15 protein-coding genes are annotated in these 17,667 nt (G+C 65.8%); 9 read left to right on the plus strand and 6 right to left on the minus strand.

Annotation, left to right across the window (positions count from 1 at the left end; all coding sequences use genetic code 11):
* Window positions 1-15 precede the first annotated feature (15 nt).
* Window positions 16-2,019: an ATP-binding protein gene (locus H8F01_RS12380; protein ID WP_187055423.1), complete on the plus strand. Its 2,004-nt coding sequence runs from the start codon at window positions 16-18 to the stop codon at window positions 2,017-2,019.
* 89 nt (window positions 2,020-2,108) lie between these two features.
* Here the strand turns inward: H8F01_RS12380 and H8F01_RS12385 are convergent, their stop codons facing one another.
* The gene (locus H8F01_RS12385; RefSeq protein WP_187055424.1) at window positions 2,109-3,347 is read right to left on the minus strand and encodes a hypothetical protein; all 1,239 of its coding nucleotides are present in this window, start codon (window positions 3,345-3,347) and stop codon (window positions 2,109-2,111) included.
* Between the two features lie 192 nt (window positions 3,348-3,539).
* Here H8F01_RS12385 and trpE point away from each other — a divergent pair, with 192 nt between their 5' ends.
* The 4 genes from trpE (at window position 3,540) to H8F01_RS12405 (ending at window position 7,025) form a co-directional block, all read left to right on the plus strand.
* A complete protein-coding gene (gene trpE / locus H8F01_RS12390; protein ID WP_187055425.1) occupies window positions 3,540-5,015 on the plus strand; it encodes an anthranilate synthase component I in 1,476 nt (491 codons plus the stop codon).
* Window positions 5,016-5,017: 2 nt separating this feature from the next.
* The gene (locus H8F01_RS12395; RefSeq protein ID WP_238480968.1) at window positions 5,018-5,725 is read left to right on the plus strand and encodes a GntR family transcriptional regulator; all 708 of its coding nucleotides are present in this window, start codon (window positions 5,018-5,020) and stop codon (window positions 5,723-5,725) included.
* A 218-nt stretch (window positions 5,726-5,943) separates the two neighbouring features.
* A complete protein-coding gene (locus H8F01_RS12400) occupies window positions 5,944-6,636 on the plus strand; it encodes a hypothetical protein (RefSeq protein ID WP_187055426.1) in 693 nt (230 codons plus the stop codon).
* A gap of 161 nt (window positions 6,637-6,797) precedes the next feature.
* Window positions 6,798-7,025 carry a hypothetical protein gene (locus tag H8F01_RS12405; RefSeq protein WP_187055427.1) on the plus strand — a complete coding sequence of 76 codons (228 nt, stop codon included), beginning with the start codon at window positions 6,798-6,800 and terminating at the stop codon, window positions 7,023-7,025.
* A 1-nt stretch (window position 7,026) separates the two neighbouring features.
* Here the strand turns inward: H8F01_RS12405 and H8F01_RS12410 are convergent, their stop codons facing one another.
* Genes H8F01_RS12410 through H8F01_RS12430 form a run of 5 tightly spaced genes read right to left on the minus strand, consistent with a single transcriptional unit; the run spans window position 7,027 to window position 12,832 of the window.
* A complete protein-coding gene (locus tag H8F01_RS12410; protein ID WP_187059274.1) occupies window positions 7,027-8,079 on the minus strand; it encodes a serine hydrolase domain-containing protein in 1,053 nt (350 codons plus the stop codon).
* 31 nt (window positions 8,080-8,110) lie between these two features.
* The gene (locus tag H8F01_RS12415; protein WP_187055428.1) at window positions 8,111-8,842 is read right to left on the minus strand and encodes a M15 family metallopeptidase; all 732 of its coding nucleotides are present in this window, start codon (window positions 8,840-8,842) and stop codon (window positions 8,111-8,113) included.
* A gap of 4 nt (window positions 8,843-8,846) precedes the next feature.
* Window positions 8,847-10,064 carry a dipeptidase gene (locus tag H8F01_RS12420; RefSeq protein WP_187055429.1) on the minus strand — a complete coding sequence of 406 codons (1,218 nt, stop codon included), beginning with the start codon at window positions 10,062-10,064 and terminating at the stop codon, window positions 8,847-8,849.
* Window positions 10,061-11,317 carry a diaminopimelate decarboxylase gene (lysA, locus tag H8F01_RS12425; protein WP_187055430.1) on the minus strand — a complete coding sequence of 419 codons (1,257 nt, stop codon included), beginning with the start codon at window positions 11,315-11,317 and terminating at the stop codon, window positions 10,061-10,063. Before lysA ends, H8F01_RS12420 begins: the two co-directional genes overlap by 4 nt.
* A 60-nt stretch (window positions 11,318-11,377) precedes the next feature.
* The gene (locus H8F01_RS12430; RefSeq protein WP_187059275.1) at window positions 11,378-12,832 is read right to left on the minus strand and encodes a transglutaminase-like domain-containing protein; all 1,455 of its coding nucleotides are present in this window, start codon (window positions 12,830-12,832) and stop codon (window positions 11,378-11,380) included.
* A gap of 211 nt (window positions 12,833-13,043) precedes the next feature.
* Between H8F01_RS12430 and H8F01_RS12435 the strand changes: the two genes are divergently transcribed.
* Genes H8F01_RS12435 through H8F01_RS12450 form a run of 4 tightly spaced genes read left to right on the plus strand, consistent with a single transcriptional unit; the run spans window position 13,044 to window position 17,598 of the window.
* Complete coding sequence (locus H8F01_RS12435; RefSeq protein WP_187055431.1) at window positions 13,044-14,195, plus strand: DUF819 family protein; 1,152 nt, start codon at window positions 13,044-13,046, stop codon at window positions 14,193-14,195.
* Between the two features lie 17 nt (window positions 14,196-14,212).
* Window positions 14,213-15,610 (plus strand): C40 family peptidase, encoded by a 1,398-nt coding sequence (locus H8F01_RS12440; protein WP_187059276.1) that lies wholly within the window; start codon window positions 14,213-14,215, stop codon window positions 15,608-15,610.
* A gap of 31 nt (window positions 15,611-15,641) precedes the next feature.
* Complete coding sequence (locus tag H8F01_RS12445) at window positions 15,642-16,739, plus strand: dipeptide epimerase (protein WP_187055432.1); 1,098 nt, start codon at window positions 15,642-15,644, stop codon at window positions 16,737-16,739.
* 1 nt (window position 16,740) lies between these two features.
* Window positions 16,741-17,598 carry a MurR/RpiR family transcriptional regulator gene (locus H8F01_RS12450; protein WP_187055433.1) on the plus strand — a complete coding sequence of 286 codons (858 nt, stop codon included), beginning with the start codon at window positions 16,741-16,743 and terminating at the stop codon, window positions 17,596-17,598.
* The last annotated feature ends 69 nt before the right edge of the window (window positions 17,599-17,667 follow it).

Below are 17,667 nucleotides of genomic sequence, written 5' to 3' on the forward strand. Positions count from 1 at the left end.
CGGTATCGTCGCCCCATGTCCCTGCGCCACAAGCTCCTGCTCGTCGCCCTCTGCACCCTGGCCTTGCCCGTGGCCGGCTGGCTGTACGTGCGCCAGATGGAGACCTTGCTGCGCGAAGGGCAGGCGCAGGCGCTGACCGCCTCGGCCCGCGCCATGGCGCGCAGCCTGGTGGTGACCGATGCGCCGCTGCCGCCGGCGGGGCCGGTGTGGTACGTGCAGGCCACGGCCAACCCCATCACCGTGGATGGCTACGGCGACGACTGGGCGCCGTTGACGCCGTGGAGCCAGTCGCTGGACAAGCGCGCCAAGGTGCTGCTGGCCCAGGACTCCGAATGGCTTTACCTCTACGCCGATGTGCGTGGCGCGCTGCGCACGCGCGCCGACGCGGACGATCCCGGCGCCCTGCGCGCCGACCATCTCGTGTTGAGCCTGGGCAAGGGCGGACAGTCGCGTCGCTTTCTGATCGCCAGTTCCGCTCCAGGGCAGGTCACCGCCCGCCCGCTCGATCCGCCGGTGGACGGCATGCCCGCCCGCCTCAGTGCGCAGTGGCAGGAAGACGGCAGTGGTTACCGCGTGGAACTGCGCGTCCCCCGCGATGGGCTGGATACGCTGGGGCTGGCCGTATTCGACCCGGCCACGGGGGGCGACCCGGAAGCCGTCAGCAGTCGTCCCCTGGTGACCTATTCCAGGGCGTTGTCGAAGGAACTGGGCCTGCTTGCCCTCGATGGCGTGCAGGCGCGCGTGCTGGCGCCCCAGGGCTGGCTGCTTGCACAGACCGGGCGCCTCAATACACCGGCTGCCGCAGCGGGAGATCAGCCGGGCTGGTTTGCCGCGCTGGTCTACCGCTCGCTGTTCGCCAACCAGGTGGACGATGCGGAGCTGTGGACGCAAGACGTGCCGCGGCTGGACGTGAGTGAGGTACGGCAGGCCAGCGAAGGCCGGCCGGCCACCTTGTGGCGGCAGGGTGAGGCGCGCGGCAGCGTGGTGCTCGCCGCGGCCGTGCCGATTGAAAGCGATGGCAAGGTGCGTGGCGTGCTGTTGCTGGAACAGGCCAGTCGTGCCGTGCCCCTGCTGGCCAACCGCGCCTTGCTGGGTTTGTTGTTGACCAGCTTCGGCGTGCTGCTGGTGGCCGGTGCGATCCTGCTGACCTTTGCCACGCGCCTGAGCATTCGCCTGGGCCGCCTGCGCGACGCGGCCGAACGTGCGCAATTGAACGATGGACGTCTGGACGGCCCGTTCCCGATGACCGCGGCCGAGGACGAGATCGGCGACCTGGCGCGCAGCTTCGAGCGCCTGTTCGAAGTAGTAGGCGGATACACCGACTACCTGCGCACGCTGGCGTCCAAGCTCTCGCACGAGCTCAATACGCCACTGGCTATCGTCAAATCCTCGCTGGACAACCTGGAGCACGCGCTGCAGGAAGGCAACGCCATGCCGCCGGATGCGCAGCCCTACATGCAGCGCGCGCGTGACGGCGTGGCGCGACTCGGCGCGCTGGTACGCGCTATGAGCGAAGCCAGCCGCATGGAACGCGCGATTGCCGCCGCCGAGCCCGAAGATGTCGACCTGGTCGAAGTGGTGCGCGGTTGCAGCGAGGCCTACCGACCGCTGGCGGGCACGCGACGGCTGGACACCCGTCTGCCCGACGAGCCGCTGACCATGCATTGCGCGCCCGAGCTGATCGCGCAGGCGCTGGACAAGCTGTTCGACAACGCCCTGTCCTTCACGCCCGAAGGCGGCTGGCTGCGCCTGACCCTGCATGCGACGGCCGACGGTGCGGAGATCGAACTGGCCAATCAGGGCCCGCCGCTACCGGCGGCGATGCAGGGTCGCCTGTTCGACTCGCTGGTCAGCCTGCGTGACAAGGCGACGCCGGGCGACGCACCGCATCTTGGCCTGGGACTCTATGTGGTGCGACTCGTCGCCGAACGCCATGGCGGCGTGGCGATGGCGCGCAATCTGGAAGACGGCGTGGCGTTCACGCTGCAACTGCATGGCATGCCGCGCCAGCGGCTGTAGGGCAGGAGTGAGTGAATGAGAAGTGAGAAGTGAGAAAAGGCCGCCGTGCTCTTCTCTCACTACTCACTTCTCGTCACTCACTCCTCGCTTCACTTCATCTCACCCAAGGTCCAACCACCGCCGCCCGGCATCACCGCAAACTGCCGCACGCTGGTCGCGGCGCAACTGGCCAGCTTGTCGGTGCATTGGGCCAGCGTGACGCGCAGGTGCTGGTCGTCCACCAGGTCGAAATCGGTGAGCTTGGTGCTGGCCACGCTGGCGGCAGTGTCCAGCGCCGTGCCGATGAACACGCCGTTGCGGAAAACGTAGAGCTGCAGCGCACTGGGCTGGCATTGTTGGTCGACCGACACGGCGGCTTCAGCGACATAGGTATCGCCCTTGCGCTGCGCGCGACCGGTGAGCAGGCGCTCGCCGGTGAGCAGGAAGCGGTCTTCGTCGTTCTTGGGCGAGGCCGTGCGCGCCATGCATTGCGCCGTGGCCGCGGCACCGGACAGCGGCTTCAACGGGCGTGCGACGTAGGGCTGCGCCACCGCCACGGTGGCGGGGCGGGGCATCCAGAGGAACAGGCCGGTCGCGCTGAGCAGCACCGCGGCAACCGCGATGGCGCGGCCACGCAGCATCGGCCGCTGGTGCAGGTACACCAGCGCGCACAACGCCAGCAGCAGGGCGAAGGGCGACAGCACGTGCCAGTACAGTCCCGCTGCAGCCAACAGTACGGTGAATACCGCTGCGGCAGAGAGTGGCTTCTTCACCGGTCTGGCTGTGACCGGCGTGGGTAGCGGTGGCGGCTCGGCCGCCGTGTCGTCCCGTGCATCGGGCGGAAAGGCCTCCGCGTACTCGTCGGACGCCCAGGTGTCCGTGTCGTCGTGCAACGGGGCGGCAAGGAGGACCGGCAACGGCGGCGGTTCGGGTTCTACGCCAGCCTCCGCCTTGACCACCACCTCCGCGTCAGTTGGTGCGAGCGCCCAGGCAAACCAGGTCTGGCCGCCGTCGTGACACCACTGGTCCCCAGCCTGGCCGTACTGGTTCAGTGCTTCCTCGGGCAGGGGGCCGCGCACCTGGTTGTCGCGGCGCAGCCACACCAGGCGTTCGCTGTCCGGCCATACGTCGGCTTCCGCGCCCATGCCGCGCAGCTGGGTGGCTTGCGTCTGGGCCGTGGCGTCTTCGAGCCCGCGGCGGATGATCAGCGGCGCCCGCGCGAACACCCGCTCGCGGAATCCGGCCATCTCCATGCCGAACGCCGCGGCCATGCGAGCGTGCACGGTTGCCGGGTCCTGCCCGTCGAGCAGGCGGCCTGAAAGCACCAGGCAACGGAGGTCCATACCCATCGATTTCCCCTGCGGATGCAGCCCTGTGCACCGATATCGCAAGGTTAGGCGCGCAGCGATGGCCGGACAAGCGGGCAGTTTCCTAGGGCCTGTCGACATGGCTGGCGCGGCCGGCGTGGTTGCCCGGGCTTCGGTTCGCGAGGCTGGTGCCCCTACAATGGCCGTTCAAGCTTGGCCATCCGGATCCCCCACGTGATTTCCCGAGACGATTTCGACGCGCTGGCAGCGCAGGGTCATACCCGTATCCCGCTGGTGCGCGAGGTTTTTTCCGACCTCGACACGCCGCTGTCGGTGTACCTGAAGCTGGCCGACGGCCCGTACACCTTCCTGTTCGAATCGGTCGAGGGTGGGGCAACCTGGGGACGCTATTCCATCATCGGCCTGCCCGCCAAGCGCGTGTACCGCCTGCGCGGCCATGAACTGGAGGTGGAGGACGCCGGTGAAGTCACCGAGCGCCGCCATGTGGCCGATCCGCTCGCCGAGATCGAAACGCTGCGCAAGCAGTACGACGTGCCGCGCCTGCCCCAGCTGCCTGCCTTCAGCGGCGGCCTGGTCGGCTACTTCGGCTTCGAGACCATCGGTTACATCGAGCCGCGACTGGCGAAGTGGGACCGCGCGGACGAACTGGGCACGCCCGACGTGCTGCTGATGCTGGCCGAGGAAGTCGCGGTGTTCGACAACCTCAAGGGCCGCCTGTACCTGATCGTGCATGCCGACCCGTCGCAGCCGCACGCCTATGCCGAAGCGCAACGCCGCCTCGACGCGCTGGTCTACCGCCTGCGCCAGAGTGGCGTGTCCTATCCGCAGCTCAGCCAGAGCACCGCGCTGGACGAAAGCGACTTCAAGTCGTCGTTCACCAAGGAAGAGTTCGAGGCGATGGTGGAACGCGCGAAGGAATACATTCGCGCGGGCGACATTTTCCAGGTGGTGCCGTCGCAGCGCCTCAGCGTGGGCTTCAATGCGCGCCCGGTGGACGTATACCGCGCACTGCGCGCCCTGAATCCGTCGCCGTACATGTACTTCGTGGATCTGGGCAACACGCAGATCGTCGGTTCGTCGCCCGAGATCCTGGCCCGTCTGAAGGATGGCAAGGTAGTGGTGCGCCCGCTGGCCGGCACGCGCAAGCGCGGCGCCACCGAGCAGGAGGACCAGGCGCTGGAAGCCGAACTGCTGGCCGATCCGAAGGAACGCGCCGAGCACGTGATGCTGATCGACCTGGGCCGCAACGACATCGGCCGCATCAGTGAAACGGGTAGTGTGGAAGTGAGCGAGTCGTTCGTGGTCGAGCGCTACTCGCACGTCATGCACATCGTGTCCCAGGTGCAGGGTGATGTGCGGCCGGACGTCGGTTACATGGACGTCCTCAAGGCTACCTTCCCTGCCGGCACGCTCAGTGGTGCACCCAAGATCCGCGCGCTGGAAATCATCCAGGAGCTGGAGCCGTACAAGCGCAACATCTACGCCGGTGCCATCGGCTGGATCGGCTGGTGGGGCGATGCGGATACCGCCATCGCCATCCGCACGGCCGTGATCCAGGACGGTCGCCTGCATGTGCAGGCAGGCGCGGGCATCGTGTACGACTCCGATCCCGCGTCGGAGTGGGAAGAGACCATGAACAAGGGCCGCGCATTGTTCCGTGCCGTGGCCCAGGCAGCGAAGGGGCTCTGAGCGTGGCCGGCCGGCGACGCAGTGCCACATGGACCTGCGCGCTGGGCCTGGGCAGCACCCTGCTGCTTGCGCCGCTGCATGCGCGCGAGCCGGAGACCGTGCCGGGCTGGCATGACGACGCCACGTCGCGCCTCGAGGCGCTTGCCCTGCTGCAGTCGCTCAATGCCGAACTGCTCAGCCATCCCAGCGCCACGCTGACGCTGGAACGCTGGTGTGGCGCCCATCACCTGGCGCCCGAGGCGAAGGTGATCGCCGAGCGCGTGCAGGGCGAAGACAAACCGCTACCGGCCGATGCGCGCGAGCAGTTGCAGATCGGTCCTGACGAACCGGTGCGCTACCGTCGCGTGCAGCTCGCCTGCGGCGGCCACGTGCTGTCCGAAGCCGACAACTGGTACGTGCCTGCGCGCCTGACCGACGCGATGAACCACGAGCTCGACACCACCGACACGCCGTTCGGCAAAGTGGTGCAGCCGTTGCACTTCCGTCGCCAGACGCTCTCGGCGGAACTGCTGTGGTCGCCGCTGCCGCCAGGCTGGGAGAATCAGCCCACGTTGCCGGCCTCCGCCCAGGCCATGCTGACCCTGCCGCACCACGTGCTGCAGCATCGCGCGGTGCTGTTCGACCAGTCCAACCGGCCCTTCAGTCTGGTGGTCGAGAGCTACACCGCGCAGGTGCTCGCGTTCACTCCACCCGCGTCGCATCGGCCATAAGTTAGATACGCGACCTATCGTTTTTCCCGGGCGTCTTCGATAAGAATGCGGGCCACAGTCACAGGGGGCTGACTGTATTGCGCGTAGCTGTCGAGAGACAGCCGTTTCCTGTCACGCGCATGCATCGCGCATCACCGCCGCCTGTTTATCTCCCGCGCTACGCGCGTCCATTGGGGGGACGTGCGGTAATGCGCGGGATACCAAGTCAGGGGAATGACATGAAGCTTTTATGGAAGAAGGGCGTGGTCATCGCGTGCGCCTTGAGCGTGTCCGCGTGCGCGTCGATCGTCGGAGGTCGCTATCAGAAGGTGGAAGTGGAAACGCGCGCGGCGAACCAGAGCGTGCATGCCGACTGCACGTTGAGCAACGGCGAAAGCCAGGTTCGCGTGACCACGCCGGGCACGGCAACGGTCCATCGTTCCTCGCATGACCTGAGCGTGAGTTGCCAGAAGGACGGCAAGCAGATCGCCCAGCAGTCGTACGACTCGACCATCCGCGGCATGGTGTGGGGCAATCTGATTTTCGGTGGACTGATCGGCATCGTGGTCGATTTCTCCGACGGAGCATCGCATCACTACCCGGACAAGTTGAGCGTGCCGGTGTCTTCGTCGTACGCCAGCGGCACGGTGTATTCGAACGCGGGCATCGCCCGGACGGGTGCCATGACGGCTCCTGCCCCGACGCTGGCCGATGGGCTCGCGAGCATGGACAGCCGCGTGGGCAAGACGATGTTCAACGCGGCGCAGAATGTGGCCGCCGCGCATCAGTGCAACCGCGCCATTCACGTGGTGATGGTCGACGGGCAGCGGGCGATGTTCCGTTCGCAGTGTCCGGCCTCGGACGACGTGCAGATCGAGTGCGCGGGCGACGCCTGCGTGGCCATGCAGCCGACGGGTCTTGCCGGCAGCTGAGTTACGCCGGGGCGACGTGCAGCAGCATCGGGGAAGCCGGATAGCGGTCCGGCTTCCTTGCTGCTTTCAGAAAAATCCCATGTTTCCACCCGCGTGCGGGACCTAATTTGTAGGAACTCGGATCACATCTGTGGGCGAAGCCCGCAGTAAGGAGTTCCCTCATGGTCACCCACGCTGTCGAATACGTCGTCGTGCACCAACACGGTGGCGACTGGGCCGTCTTGCGCGATGGTTCGCCCATCGGTCGTCGCCGTGCGCTGGGCGATGCCCTGGATTTCGCCACCCAGCTTGCCGAGTGCGAAGCCACGCAGGGCTGGCACGCCACCCGCGTGACCATGGACCGGCGGGACGTCGCCGAACTGCCAGGGTGTTGGCAGGTGGCCGCCTAGTTCATGGCTGGAGAAAGTGCTCGCCGATGGCCAGTGCGGTGCTGTAGGGCTCAGGGTCGTTGCGGTTGCTGAGCAGGATCACCGTGAGGTGTTGCTTCGGCCAGCGGATGATCACGTTGCGAAAGCCCATGCTCTCGCCGGAATGCCACCGCACATCGCCGTGGATACGCCAGCCGAAGCCGTAGCTGTCCACATCGGTTTCGCCGATGACCTTGTTCTGCGGGCTGAAGGCCAGCTGGCGCGAGGCATCGGAGAGCAGGCGGTGGTCGTAGAGCGCGGCGTCCCACTTCGCCAGGTCGTCGATGGACGAATAGATGCCGCCATCACCGCGCGTCGCACTGGTCGGGCTCTGGTCGGTCTGCGTCCACTGACCATTCTCTTCGCTGTACCCGTAGGCGCGATGCGTTACTTCAGGGCCGCCGTGCACATACATCAAGGTGTGCGTCATGCCCAGAGGACGGAAAATATGGTCGGCCAGGAAATCCTGCAGTGACTGCTTCGATGCGCGCTCCACGATCAGCCCCAGCAAGACATAGCCGCCGTTGCTGTAGCGGTAGGAGGTGCCAGGCGGGAAATAACTGCGTGGTTCCGCCGCCAGCAGGCGCAGCACGTCGGCATCGCTGATCTGCGTGGTCTGGTCCGCCGGCATCAGGTCTTCGTAATCGATCAGGCCGCCGGCATGACTGAGCAACTGGCGGATGGTGATGGCCTCGTGCTCGGCGGGAAGCTCCGGCAGCCAGTGCCTGACATGGTCGTCCAGGCCGAGCTTGCCGCGTTCGGCGAGCAACAGGATGGCGGCGGCAGTGAACTGCTTGCTGACGGAAGCGAGGCGATAGTTGGTGGCCGGCGTGGCCGCTTCGTGTTTCTCGAGATTCGCGTAGCCGTAGCCGCGGCTGACCACCGGTTTGCCATCCTTGATCACCAGCAGCGACGCGCCGGGAACCTCACCCTGATAGCGGGCCATCAGGGTATCGACCTCGGTCGCCGGGTCCCTGGCATGGACCAGCCCGGTCATGAACAGCAGCAGCGCGAACAGCGGCGTGAACTTGTGCATCGGGTCTGGCCCTCGGCCCTTGGCCATGGTCTTACTGCACGGGGACGTCGTAGATGGTGTCGGGCGTCGGTTCGGGACTCAGTGTGTAGTGCCACCACTCCATGGCGTAATTGCGGAAGCCCTCGCGCTCCATCGCGTGCCTGAGCACCTCGCGGTTGGCGTGCTGCGCCGCGCTTGCCTCCGGCGAGTCGGTATTGGCGCGGGTGCCGAAGTAGTCGAAGTCCGTACCCATGTCGAGCGGGGTGCAATGGGCGCCGGTGGTATCGCACTGCATCAGGGTGAGGTCGACCGTGGCCCCGCGGCTATGACCCGAGACCGGCGCAATGTAGTCACCCAGCAGCTGGCTCTTGTCGAGCAAGGGGTAGTGCGCCGCCTTGGTGCGCTGGTCAGCAAGATCGCCGGCCCAACGCACGAAGTGCTTCACGGCACGCGCCGGGCGATAACAGTCGAACAGTTTCAGCCGCTGGTGTTGCGCCTGCAGGTCGTGCTCCACCCGGGCCAGTGCCTCGGCCGCCGGCTTGAGCAGCAGGCATTTCGGTGCAAGGTAACCATCCACCGGTGCGCCGACAAAATTGTCGCTGCCCGCGTATTTGATGTCCTCGGCGATATCCGGCGAGAGCTGGTGGATATCGACCAGCCCTGCTTGCGTCGCAGTGGTTGCGGGCGACACGCGTGGCGTGCCGTCCGCATGCGCCGGACACGCCAGCGCCATCAACAGCATGGCTGGCAGGATGCAACGGTGGAGGATTACCGCCGTTTGCATTGGCTCAGCCCGCGTGGCCAGCGGTGGCGCGTTGGGTGACTTCGCCCCATACACGAAGCAGGTTTCCGCCCCAGATCTTGGCGATGTCGTCATCGCTGAAACCAGCCTTGCGCAGCGCAGCGGTGACATTGCGCGTCTGCGTGGCATCGCTCCAGCCGGCGAGGCCGCCGCCACCGTCGAAATCCGAGGCAATGCCAACATGGTCGACGCCAGCCACTTCGACCATATGCTTGATATGGGCGACATAGTCATCCACGTTGGGCGGCGGCAGTGCCGCATCGATGCGCTTCATGCCATCGATATAGGCGGGCAGGTATTCGTGTTTCTCGCTGTCGAAGTGCTTCGCGCCGGCCTGCTTCGCCACCTGCGCCTGCAGCGCCTTGATGGCGAGTTCGCGCGCCGGGTCGAGCCGGATGAAATCCTGCACGGCCACCGCCTGGATCACGCCACCCTTGGCCGCGATGGCGCGCAGCAGTTCATCGGACAGATTGCGTGGATGCGCATCGAGCACGCGCGAAGAGGAGTGCGATGCGATCACCGGTGAGGTGGACAGCGCCAGCACTTCGCCCACGCAGGCGTCGGACGAATGCGACACGTCCACCATGATGCCCAGCTGGTTGGCGCGCTTGACCACGCTGCGGCCGAATTCGGTGATGCCGTACTCCGGCAGTGGCGTGTCGCCCAGATCGGCTTCGGGCGTGGAGCTGCTGCACAGGTCGTTGTTGCCCATGTGGGCCAGGCCGACGTAGCGGGCGCCGCGCTGGTAGGCGATATCCAGATTCTTGATGTCGTGGCCCAGCGAGTAGCCGTTCTCCACGCCGATCATGGCCGACAGTTTGCCGGCCTTCTTGTTGGCCCGCACCTGGTCGGGCGTGGTGGCAAGGCGGATCTGGTCGGGGTACGTCTTCACCATCAGGTCGATGGCGTCGTACTTCTGTTTCGCCTGCGCCACCGCGTGTGCCCAGCCTGCCGGTGTCAGTGGGCCCTGGTCCACGTAAACGATAAAGAACACCGCGTCGAGCCCGCCGCGCCGCATTTTGTCCAGGTCCACCTGCATCGGCGTCTGCTTGCCGAAATCGAAGCGCGCCTCGTGCATGTAGGCAAAGGGGATGTCGACATGCGTGTCGAGCGTGATCGGCGGATCTTTCTGCGCGATGGCTGCGTTACTGGCGAGCGCCAGCGCGATGGCGATGCCGCTGCACAACAAGCCGATGTTCTTCATACGCTCTCCCAGTGACCAGCCAGCTGCTCGCCGGCAACCATGTCCTCAAAACGCTGTCGTTGCCGCACGACGGCGTAGCGCCCATCGTCCACCATGACTTCGGCCGCGAGCGGGCGCGAGTTGTAGGTGGACGACATGGAGGCACCGTACGCGCCTGCGGTGTGTATCATCAACAAGTCCCCGGGCGAGCAGGCGGGCAGGGTGCGGCCCCGGGCGAAGGTGTCGCCGGTCTCGCACACGGGGCCTACGATGTCGTAGGTCGTTGCCGGATGGGTGTTGCTGCCGACCGGGGCAATGTCGTGCCAGGCGTCGTAAAGGCTGGGCCGGGCCAGATCATTCATGGCGGCATCCAGTACCAGGAAGTTGCGTTCCTCGCCGTGCTTGACGCGGATCGCGCGCGTCAACAGTACGCCCGCCTCACCCACCAGGTAGCGGCCGGGCTCGAACAGTAGCCGTCCTTCGAAACCGGCCAGCGCCTCGCGCACGGTAGCGATGTAGTCGGCGGCGTCGACCGGATGGTCATGACCCTCGCGATAGCACACGCCCAGGCCGCCGCCCACGTCGATGCTGGCGAGGACGTGTCCCCCGGCCGCCAGTTCGCGCCAGAACGCCGCCACGCGTTTCAGCGCTTCGCGGTAAGGGCCGAGGCTCAGGATCTGCGAGCCGATATGCACATGCAGGCCGTCGAGCTGCACATGGCTCAGCGCATGCCGGGCGGCAAACCAGCGACGTGCCTCGTCGATGCTCACGCCGAACTTGTTCTCCGCCTTGCCGGTGGAGATCTTCTCGTGGGTCTGCGCATCCACGTCAGGGTTGATACGCACGGCGGCGCGTGCGGTGGTGCCGCGGGATTGCGCCAGTCGTTGCAGGGTGAGCAGTTCGTCGTGCGATTCCACGTTGAAGCGCAGGATGCCGGCATCCAATGCCTCGACGATCTCCTGCTCGCTCTTTCCCACCCCGGAAAACACGATGTGCTCGGGCGGGATGCCGGCCTGCATGGCTCGCCACAGTTCGCCGGCCGACACGATGTCGGCGCCCACGCCCTGCGCGTGCATCAGGGCGAGCACGCCGCGGTTGGAGTTGGCCTTTACGGCGAAGCAGATCAGCGAATCGGTGCCGTGCAGGGCCGCCTGCAGCGACTGGATGCGCTGGCGGATGGCACTGGCGGAATACACGTAGAGCGGCGTGCCCAATCGCGCGGCCAGCGCGTCCAGGTCCACGCCGTCGAGTTGGTGGTGCGGTGATGCCGTCATGCGCTTGCCTGGTGAATGAAGCGGCCTGAACCGTGCAGGCAGCGAGGAAGGGTAAGGGATTTAGCGTGTCGCGCTGGCCGCCCTGGCGGGCGGTAGCAGCTGCCAGGTGAAGTCGTAGTCCCACTGGTCGAAGTACAGGTTGCCACCGCGCCACTCCAGCTCGCCACGCTGCGAATCCACCGTTTCGGACCGGAAGAACTGTTTGTTCGGTACGAAGGGCTGGCTGAAGTCGCTGTTGAACGCGATGCGGTAAGCGTCCAGTCCGCCGAGGTAGAACCACTGCAGGGCCGGATCATCGCCCTTGGCCGGATGCAGCTGGCCGAAGGTCACGTCCATCGGCACCCAGCCGTAAGGGGCCAGGTACAGCTGGCCCCAGTCGTGGATGTTTTCGTATTTGCCGTCGGAGAAAATCCAGCCCGATTGCCAGCGGGCAGGAATGCCGTTGAGGCGCAGCAGTGCGATCAGCAGCATGGTCTGTTCGCCGCAGTCGCCATGACCGGCGTGCAGCGTGTAATCGCTGATGTTGCTGATGGTGGAGTATTCGCGCGCACCGGCCCAGGGAATCTGGTCCACCGCGGCGAACAGCTTCTGCGCGATGCGGTACGGGTTCTTCTCGTCGCCGACCACCTTGCGCGAGTACGCGCGCAGGTCATCGGTGAACACGATGTGCGGTGCACGCTCGGCCACGTAGGGAGCGAGCTCCGGCGTGATCGTGGTGGGCACGACCTTCGAGGCATCGATGTCGTGGTACTGCGCGTACACGGTCAGCTCGTAGGTCACGGCAAACGTGGTCGGCTTGCCCGCCTGCGCCTTCTTTTCCATGTAGGCCGTGCGTTGCAGCGTATCCACTGGAGCTACCTGTGCTCCATCGGGCTGGCTGTCGACCAGGCGCACGCCTTCCTGCTGGCCGGCCAGTTCGCGAGGGAAGGGCAGCCACGCGCGGATGGTTTCGCCCGCCGGTACGGCATCGGCGCGCACGGTCACCGTTTCGGTGACGCGCACATGGTTTGGCGTGACGCTGCTGCGGTGCGTGGCAAGCGCTTCGCGCCGGGCTTCGCGATGGTGGTCGCTGATCGATTCCAGCGGGCTGTCGCTCGATGGCACGGGGTGGGTGCGCCGCGCTGCGGCCTCGGGGCTGAGCAGGAACAGGTTGCTCGGCGCGCGCTTGAAGTAGAGCGTGCGGCCGTCGATCACCTGGTGCTCGATCAGGCCCTGCTGGTCCCAGCGGGCGAACTCCGCGTCGGTGAGGTCGGGCACCTGCTTGCGTACGCGCGCCTTGGCGGCGTCGGTGTCCAGGGTGAAGTCGAGCAGGATGCGGCGCATGCGTTCGCGCTGGAACAAGAGTGCTTCGCGCGACTCGCCCGGAAGGCCGGGCTGGGCCAGCGCCTTGCTGATGTCCGACTCGGCTGCCTTGAAGTGCCCGGCATCGATCTGGGCGATGGCCCGCTGCACCGGGGAGCCATCGACAGGCGTTGCCATGAGCATGGCGGGAAGGCAGGACAGCGCCCATGCCATCGGCAGCGTGCGCCAGCGTCGAAACGATAAGGAACCCTGAAGCGTCCGCACCTGCCACTTCCCCGCGAGAACCAGGCGAAGCCGTTGTGTAGCACGCTTGCATTCGACGGTCAATAAATTATGCTCCGGTCGAACTTCGATTGAATTAGATATTCCAAAACTTGGGAAAGGTATTCCTAAAACGAATGCCTCGGGGAGTCAGAGGGGACGCATGATCCACACGGCCTGGCCTTATCTCGCTGTCATGTTGCTGGCCGCGGGCTTGTTTCCCGCTCTCGAGCGGCGCTTCCAGTGGCGGTTCTTCGAAGTCCTTCCGCCCATCGTGCTGACTTATCTGCTGGTGACTGCCCTGGCGGTGTCCGGGCTGTGGCAGGTCAACGACGAGATCCGTTCGACCCAGACCCTGCTGATCGCGCACCTGGTGCCGGCCCTGCTGTTCCTGCTGATGATCAACTGCGACCTGCGCGCCATCTACCGGCTGGGACCGCGCGTGTTGGCCGTGTTTTTCGTGACCATGGTGTGCCTGTTCATTGCCTTTGTCGGCACCTTCCTGGTGTTCCGTCACTGGTTGCCCGGCAAAGCGTGGCAGCCGCTGGCGGCGTTGTCCGGCAGCTGGATCGGCGGCACGGCGAACATGGTGGCGGTGAAACAGGCCATCGGCATGCCGGACAAGTTGCTGGCGTTCTCCCTGCTCACCGATGCGCTGTGCTACTCGATGTGGGTGGTGGTGCTGTTCGGGCTGGGCAGGGTGGCCACGCAGTTCAACCAGTGGACCCGCGCCAAATCCAGCGCCGACATGGTGGTCGAGGAAACGCGCAGCCATGGCCCCACCACGCCGGACAACGTGCTGCTATGGCTGGGCATGGCGCTGCTGGCGGCCGCGTTCGCATCGTGGGTGGGTGATCGCCTGCCGACCTCGGACATGATCTCGCCGACCACCTGGACCATCATGCTGGCCACGGCATTCGGGCTGGTGGCTGCGCACACGCCGCTGGCGCGTTTTGCGGGTGCCAACACCATTTCCAGCGCCATGTTGATCAGCGTGGTGGCCATCCTGGCCTCGCAGAGCAACTTCGACGGCATCGCTTCGGCGCCGCTCTACATCATCTGCGGCCTATGCATCATCGCCATCCATGCCGTGCTGCTGGCGGGCGCGGCGCGCGTATTCCATTTCGACCTCTACCTGTGCGGCATCTCCTCGCTGGCATGCATCGGCGGCGTGGCTGCCACGCCCATCCTCGCGGCCAGCTACTCGCGCTCGCTGGTGCCGGTGGGCATCCTGCTTGCGCTGCTCGGCTATATCCTCGGTACCGGGTTTGGTCTGCTGGTGGCGCAAGTGATGTCGTCGCTGGCCATTGCCTAGGAGTCACCATGCGATTCATGTCTCGCCTGCCGATCTGTCTGATGCTTGCCCTGGCGTCCGTGCCCGTCCTGGCGGACAAGGGGCCCGATACCTTGCCGGTGCCGCCATCGGGCGTCATCGGCATCGCCAATAACGCGATGCTCGGCCCGGATTTCTGGATCAGGCAGTCGACGCAACCCGAACGCGTGCTGCTCGATGCCAGTGACATTCGCAGCCACAACGCCAACCTGTTCAAGGTCGATGCGTCCATGCACGACCTGCATGCGTTGCCCGCACAGATCGATCGGGCGACGGTCACCGGCTGGATCAACGACCTGTCCCAGTACCCCAAGCGCAAGCTGTACGACATCAAGGGACAGCCGGTGCCCGACAGCCTGCGCAATGAGCTGACGGACGCGTTGGCGCTGGACGCCGTGCCTGCGCAACAGCCCGCGCGCTACGGCATGGTGGTGCAGCGTGCAGCGCTGCGCACCTTTCCGACCAGCACGCGGGTGTTCACCTCCAACGACGACACCGATATCGACCGCTTCCAGGAAACCGCGGAGTTCCCGGGCACGCCGGTGCTCATCGCGCACACCAGCCGGGACGGTCACTGGTTGTTCGTGGTGAGTCCGCGCTATGCCGCATGGACGCTGCGCGAGAATGTGGCCGAAGGCCCGGCAGCGGATGTGCTGGCGTATGCCGGGCGCACGCCGCATCGCGTGGTCACCGGTGGCACCGTCACCACGGTGTTCACGCCCGAGCAACCGGCGGTGTCGCAGCTGCAGCTGGACATGGGCATCGCCGTGCCGGTGCTGTCCGATCTCCCGCCGGACCAGCCGGTGAATGGTCAGTCCCCGTATGCATCGCATGTGGTGCAACTGCCCATCCAGCAGGCGGATGGCAAGCTGGCCTTTTCGCCGGCGCTGATCCAGCGCGTGGCCGATACGCAGGACGACTATCTGCCGCTGACCGAGGGCAACATCATCCGCCAGGCCTTCAAGTTTCTCGGCGAACGCTACGGCTGGGGCCACGACTACGACGGACGCGACTGCAGCGGCTTCGTGTCGGATGTCTATCGCAGCATGGGCGTTGAGATGCCGCGCAACACCAGCAAGCAGGCGATCAGCCCGGGCTTCACGCACCAGGCCTTTGGCGACAAGGACAGTCACGATGCGCGCCTCAAGGCCGCCATGGCGCTGAAGGTAGGAGATCTGGTCTACATCCCCGGCCACGTGATGATGGTGATCGGCAAGCTGGACGGCGAGCCTTACGTCATTCATGACACCGGCGGCATTTCCTATCGCGACGGCAAGGGCGGCATGCGCCGCGTCAAGCTCAACGAAGTGTCGGTGACGCCGCTGCTGCCGCTGATGTACGACGACAAGCACACCTACGTCGACCGCATGACCAGCATCGTGCACGTACGCCCCTGACCGACTCCTCTTCAAGGACAGACTTCCCCTCATGAAGATCACCGACATCCAGTTCGGCATGCTGCGGGTACCGCTGAAAACGCCGTTCAAGACGGCGCTGCGTACCGTCAACCAGGTCGAGGACATCGTGGTGATGGTGCATACCGACAGCGGTCACGTAGGCCATGGCGAGGCGCCGGCGACAGCGGTGATCACCGGCGACACGCATGGCTCGATCATCGATGCGATCCGCCACTACATCGCGCCGCGCCTGATCGGCGAGGACATCGCGGACCTCAATCGCATCACCCAGCTTATCCAGACCGCGCTGGAGAAGAACACCAGCGCCAAGGCCGCGGTGGAGATTGCCGTGTACGACCTGTGGGGCCAGCTCTACAGCGCGCCGCTGTACAAGCTGCTCGGTGGCGGGGCCCCGGTGATCACCACCGACATCACCATCAGCGTGGATTACATCGACAAAATGGTGGCCGATTCGGTGAGCGCGGTGGAGCGCGGCTTCGAGTCACTGAAGATCAAGGTGGGCAAGGATATCGGCGTCGATATCGAGCGCATCAAGGCCATCTACGCCGCGGTGGATAACCGCGCGCTGCTGCGTCTGGATGCCAACCAGGGCTGGTCCGCCAAGCAGGCGGTGTATGCCGTGCAGACGCTGGAAGATGCCGGCATCCGGCTGGAGTTGGTGGAGCAGCCGGTGAAAGCGCGTGACCTGGAAGGCATGCGTTATGTCACCGAACGGGTGCATACGCCCATCATGGCCGACGAAAGCGTGTTTGGCCCGATGGAAGTCATCGAGCTGATCCGCATGCGCGCGGCCGACATCATCAACATCAAACTGATGAAGACCGGTGGCATCTCCAATGCCATCCGTATCGCCGACATTGCCGCCATGTACGGCGTGGAGTGCATGATCGGTTGCATGCTGGAAAGCAGCATCAGCGTGGCCGCGGCGGTGCACGTGGCGGTGGCCAAGTCCTCGGTGATCACCAAGGTCGATCTGGATGGCCCGTCGTTGTGCCAGTACAACCCGGTGGACGGTAGCGTGGTGTTCAACGAGTCGGAGATCTCGGTAGGCGATGCGCCGGGGCTGGGCATCCGGGAAATCCGCGGGCTCGAGAGGCTGGAAGGCTGACATGTCGCCGCTGGTGAAAATCCGCGCCGAGCGCGACCAGATGTCGGCGGTCGAGCGTCGCGTTGCCGACTTCATCCTCGAGAACGCGCAGCTGCTGCGCGACTACTCCTCGCAGCAGCTGGCCAACGCGCTGGGCATCAGCCAGTCCAGCGTGGTGAAGTTCACGCAGAAGCTGGGCTTCAAGGGTTACCCGGACCTGAAATATTCCGTAGGCGAGGCCATCGCGCGCGCCGACAACGGCGATGCGGCCCAGGTGGACGCGCAGGCGCGTGCGGCCGAGGGCGAGTCGGATGGCCGCAGCCTGTGGCGGTGCAAGTCCGAGGCGGAAGAAGAAACGCGCCTGATCAATCCGGACGACACCCTGCAGGCGGTGGCCCAGGCACTGGCCAGCGCCGGTTCCACCGGCAAGGTGTTCATGGTGGGTCTGGGTGACGACGACATCCATGCGCGCAGCTTCGCGCTGCGCCTGTCGCTGCTCGGCATTCCGTCCGTGCACAACGCGGACCCGGCGCGACTGGCGGCCAGCGTGTCGGCCGCGGGCGCGGGCGATTTGCTGCTGGTGTTCTCCGAGCAGGGCCATCATCCCGCCTTGTGCAAGGTTGGCCGCTTCTTCAAGGAGCAGCAGGGGCGCCTGGTCACGGTGACGCGGCATACCTCCAACCCCTTGCGCGCGCTGGCGGACGTGGCCCTGCTGGTGTCCGCGCACGACGACCGCCCGTATATCCAGCCGCTGCTTTACCAGTCCGCCCTGCAGCACCTGCTCGACAGCGTGTTCGTTCTGCTGTGCGAGGGAGACGAGCAACGCCACCTGCAGCTGCTCGCCAATCTTGAACGCGTCCAGCAGATGCTGGAGCCCTAGGCCACTCATCCACGGTATCGCATGAATCCACAGTCCCGTCGTTTCATGATCTGTCGTTTCCTGGCGGCC

This window comes from Dyella telluris, from assembly GCF_014297575.1.
GTDB lineage: Bacteria > Pseudomonadota > Gammaproteobacteria > Xanthomonadales > Rhodanobacteraceae > Dyella > Dyella telluris.

Excerpts from the sequence above, each read along its gene's own strand:
- H8F01_RS12380 (WP_187055423.1), top strand. The coding sequence starts at position 16 with ATGTCCCTGCGCCACAAGCTCCTGCTCGTCGCCCTCTGCACCCTGGCC.
- H8F01_RS12385 (WP_187055424.1), bottom strand. The coding sequence starts at position 3,347 with ATGGGTATGGACCTCCGTTGCCTGGTGCTTTCAGGCCGCCTGCTCGAC.
- H8F01_RS12400 (WP_187055426.1), top strand. The coding sequence starts at position 5,944 with ATGAAGCTTTTATGGAAGAAGGGCGTGGTCATCGCGTGCGCCTTGAGC.
- H8F01_RS12405 (WP_187055427.1), top strand. The coding sequence starts at position 6,798 with ATGGTCACCCACGCTGTCGAATACGTCGTCGTGCACCAACACGGTGGC.
- H8F01_RS12410 (WP_187059274.1), bottom strand. The coding sequence starts at position 8,079 with ATGCACAAGTTCACGCCGCTGTTCGCGCTGCTGCTGTTCATGACCGGG.
- H8F01_RS12415 (WP_187055428.1), bottom strand. The coding sequence starts at position 8,842 with ATGCAAACGGCGGTAATCCTCCACCGTTGCATCCTGCCAGCCATGCTG.
- H8F01_RS12420 (WP_187055429.1), bottom strand. The coding sequence starts at position 10,064 with ATGAAGAACATCGGCTTGTTGTGCAGCGGCATCGCCATCGCGCTGGCG.
- lysA (WP_187055430.1), bottom strand. The coding sequence starts at position 11,317 with ATGACGGCATCACCGCACCACCAACTCGACGGCGTGGACCTGGACGCG.
- H8F01_RS12430 (WP_187059275.1), bottom strand. The coding sequence starts at position 12,832 with ATGGCATGGGCGCTGTCCTGCCTTCCCGCCATGCTCATGGCAACGCCT.
- H8F01_RS12435 (WP_187055431.1), top strand. The coding sequence starts at position 13,044 with ATGATCCACACGGCCTGGCCTTATCTCGCTGTCATGTTGCTGGCCGCG.
- H8F01_RS12440 (WP_187059276.1), top strand. The coding sequence starts at position 14,213 with ATGTCTCGCCTGCCGATCTGTCTGATGCTTGCCCTGGCGTCCGTGCCC.
- H8F01_RS12445 (WP_187055432.1), top strand. The coding sequence starts at position 15,642 with ATGAAGATCACCGACATCCAGTTCGGCATGCTGCGGGTACCGCTGAAA.
- H8F01_RS12450 (WP_187055433.1), top strand. The coding sequence starts at position 16,741 with ATGTCGCCGCTGGTGAAAATCCGCGCCGAGCGCGACCAGATGTCGGCG.